This window comes from Streptomyces sp. MK37H (genome assembly GCF_018035285.1).
GTDB lineage: Bacteria > Actinomycetota > Actinomycetes > Streptomycetales > Streptomycetaceae > Streptomyces > Streptomyces endocoffeicus.
In genome coordinates, this window is record NZ_JAAAYH010000674.1 from 1 (window position 1) to 3,222 (window position 3,222).

A 3,222-nucleotide genomic window follows, 5' to 3' on the forward strand; every position below is an offset into this window, starting at 1 on the left:
GCAGGGCGGCGATGAGGTCGACGGCCGCGCTGTTCATGGCCACGTTGAGCGCGCCGAACCCGGTGCCGAAGACCAGCAGCACCAAGCCGAGGGCGAGCGCGGAGTGGGTCAGCGGCGGCAGCGCGACGGAGCCCGCGAGCAGCACACCGGCGGCCACCGTCGTCGGATGGTTGCCGAAGCGGCGGCACAGGCGTCCGGTGGCCATCATCGTGGCCGTACCGCCCGCGGACACGCCGAGCAGCGCCAGCCCCAGCGCGCCCTCCGAGGCGCTCGTCTGGTCCTTGATCGCGGGGATCCGGGCGACCCACCCGGCGAACACGAATCCGTCGAGGAAGAAGAACACGGTGATGGCGGCGCGGAGTCGGGTGAGGTCGCGATCCGTGGAGACGGAGCGGCGCGTGCCCGGAGTGGCCGTCCTTGTTTTGTTTGGAGTCGGCACAAAGTGAGAATAGAGGCGTGACCCAGACACGGACAAGGCTCGAGCGCGGCCGAAGCGCTCTTGGCCCGGCACTGGCACTCGTCCACACCGGCCGCGCCCCCACCCGCGCCGTGCTCACCGCCGAACTCGGGGTGACCCGCGCGACCGCGGGCGCGGTCGCCGCCGAGTTGGAGGCGCTCGGCCTGATCCAGGTCGACTCGCGGCCGCTCGGGGCCGCCGGGGCACAGGGCCGTCCCTCGCACCGGCTGTCGATCGCCCCCCACGGGCCGGTCGCGCTCGCCGCCCAGGTGCACGCCGATGGCTTCCGCGCGGCGCTGGTCGGGCTCGGCGGACAGACCGTGGCCACCGCCCCCGGCTGCATGACCGTGCCCGCCGACCCGGCGCATGTGATCGACGCGGTCGTCGAGGCCGGTGCCCGGCTGCTGCGGGAGACCGGCCGCCGCTGTGTGGGCGCGGGGCTCGCCGTCCCGTCCGCGGTCGCCGAGCCGGAGGGCACCGCCCTGAACCCGCTGCACGTCGCCTGGCCCGCGGGCGCACCGGTGCGCGAGCTGTTCAACCGCAGTCTGGCCGCGGCCGGGATCCGTGGTCACGACGGCGAGCCGGTCACCGGCTTCGCGGGCAATGACGTCAACCTGGCCGCGCTCGCCGAACACCGCCATGGCGCGGGCGGCGGCGCCCAGCACCTGCTCTGTGTCGCCACCGGGCACCGGGGCGTCGGTGGCGCGCTGGTGCTCGACGGACGGCTGCACACGGGCAGCGCGGGGCTCGCCCTCGAGGTGGGCCATCTGACCGTCAACCCCGAGGGCCCGCCCTGCCACTGCGGCAGCCGCGGCTGTCTGGACATCGAGGCAGATCCGCTCGCCTTCCTCACGGCGGCCGGGCGCGACCCGGGCCCGGAGGTGTCCCTGCTGCAGCAGGCCCGCGATCTGCTGCGCGAGGAGTACGCCACGGCGCCGTCCGTAAGGGCGGCCACCGAGCAGCTCATCGACCGCCTCGGCCTGGGGCTCGCCGGGCTGGTCAACATCCTGAACCCGGACCGCATCATCCTCGGCGGACTGCACCGCGAGCTCCTGGAGGCCGACCCGGAGCGGCTGCGCGCTGTGGTGGCGGAGCGCAGCCTGTGGGGCCGGAGCGGGGGCGTTCCGATTCTGCCGTGCACACTGGACCACAACAGCCTGGTCGGGGCGGCGGAGTTGGCGTGGCAGCCGGTGCTGGACGATCCGCTGGCGGCGCTTTCGGCCGCCTGAACCGGTCAGTCCGTGCGGAGGGCGGCTGCCAGAACGCGCAGCGGTGATCGGCCGCGAAACCGGTGGTGGGCGCGGTCCGGTCCGGTGCCAGCACCTGGACGTGGTCGCGGTCTGCGGTGTACCGCGGCCAGCGGGGCGCGCCCGGCCCGTTTGGGGTCACCGGTGGCGGCGAACCGCGCCCAGTAGCCGGTCATCGTGGCGGACAGGCCCGTACGCACGGCCGTCACCACCGCCGTCCCGTGGGCAGCGCGTTCAGGCCGGGTGCGGACAGATGGAGCACCTGGTACCGGTCGCCGGGCTCCGATGGCGGTGCCGACTCCTCCCAGAGCGTGAAGTGGATCAGTTCCCAGCCGCGTGGGTCGATGCCGAGGGCCGTGGTGTGGACGCCGTCCTTACGGGCGCGCTCGGCCAGCCGCGCCAGCGCGCCCTCGACGGCGGAGGCGGGATCGGCGGCGGCCGGGACCGGCTCGGCGTGGCGGGTGGCGGCGCTCGGCACGGCACCCGCGGCCGGGCCACGCTCGAAGGCGAGCCCCTGCCAGTGCTCGACCGGGGGCCTGCCGAAGTCCCGGACGATGCCCTGGAATCCGGGGCCCCACAGAAAGCGGTTCATGGCCTCGGGTGCGGTCCACAGATAGAACGGCGCGTACTGATGGACCGGCGAGCCGTCCACACCGCGCTCCCGGATGCCGTACGCCTTGAGGCCCAGCCCTGAGAAGTCGTCGAGCAGTGGCCCCTTCGTCTCCACCCGGTGCCGGATGATCTTCATGTCGTAGTCGGCGGGCAGGGTGATCCGGTACTGCATGGCGAGCATCGGTGAACTCCTGTCGGCGGGGCGCGTGTTCACATGCGGTCGTTCTGGGCTCCTTTAATCGTACACACTAGTAGGTACAGAACGAGCCGGGCCGGTGCGCGTACTCCCCGGGAGGTACCGGAACTGTCGTCGGCCGTACGACGACCAGGGCACCGTAAGGGAGTGATCCTCGGGAGTGGTCACGAGATGAGGGCCATGAGAAACCCACTCCCGAGGAGCGCGATCACCATGAACACCCTGGCGCACGGCTTCGCCGACGGCGATGGCCCCGGACCGTGGATTCTGCTCGTCCCGCTGATGTGGGCGCTGGTCGTCGGCGGCGCGGTCTTCGTGCTGCGGCGCGCCGGATGGCGCGGGCGCGCCCCCTGGCGGCACGGCCCCGGCCCCGTGGACTTCGGCGAGCGATCGCCGATCGCGGTGCTGGGCCGTCGCTTCGCGGCCGGTGAGATCGACGAGGACGAGTACTGGCGCCGACTGTCCGTCCTGGACGAGCAGTTCGGCCGTCATGCGACGAAGGGCGGGGCCCTCTGACGGCGACGGAGGAGGCCGGGGCGGTACGGGCCGCCGGGCGTATCCGGGCTGTCCCGCCTCGCTGGAGGCGGGACGCTCGCATGCTCAGCGGGAGGCTGCCGACCGGGCGGCCGCGGGGGCCCGCTCGTGCACCGCGGGCGCCGGAGCGGCGGCGGCCGGGGCCGATGCGGCAGCAGCGGGGGCCGGTGCCGCGG

Annotated in this window: 4 protein-coding genes; 2 read left to right on the forward strand and 2 right to left on the reverse strand. The window is 73.9% G+C overall.

Going from position 1 to position 3,222, the window contains the following annotated elements:
- A partial coding sequence (locus GWI24_RS42515) for an MFS transporter (RefSeq protein ID WP_210951367.1) occupies nt 1-439 on the reverse strand: 439 nt, incomplete at its 3' end.
- A gap of 17 nt (nt 440-456) precedes the next feature.
- Between GWI24_RS42515 and GWI24_RS42520 the strand changes: the two genes are divergently transcribed.
- Nucleotides 457-1,686 (forward strand): ROK family protein, encoded by a 1,230-nt coding sequence (locus GWI24_RS42520; protein WP_210951368.1) that lies wholly within the window; start codon nt 457-459, stop codon nt 1,684-1,686.
- Between the two features lie 223 nt (nt 1,687-1,909).
- Here GWI24_RS42520 and GWI24_RS42525 read toward each other — a convergent pair whose 3' ends face one another.
- Nucleotides 1,910-2,497, reverse strand: a complete 588-nt coding sequence (locus tag GWI24_RS42525; RefSeq protein WP_210951369.1) for a DUF4865 family protein — start codon at nt 2,495-2,497, stop codon at nt 1,910-1,912.
- 228 nt (nt 2,498-2,725) lie between these two features.
- On the opposite strand from GWI24_RS42525, the gene GWI24_RS42530 reads away from it, so the two are divergent.
- Complete coding sequence (locus tag GWI24_RS42530) at nt 2,726-3,028, forward strand: SHOCT domain-containing protein (protein WP_020873481.1); 303 nt, start codon at nt 2,726-2,728, stop codon at nt 3,026-3,028.
- The last annotated feature ends 194 nt before the right edge of the window (nt 3,029-3,222 follow it).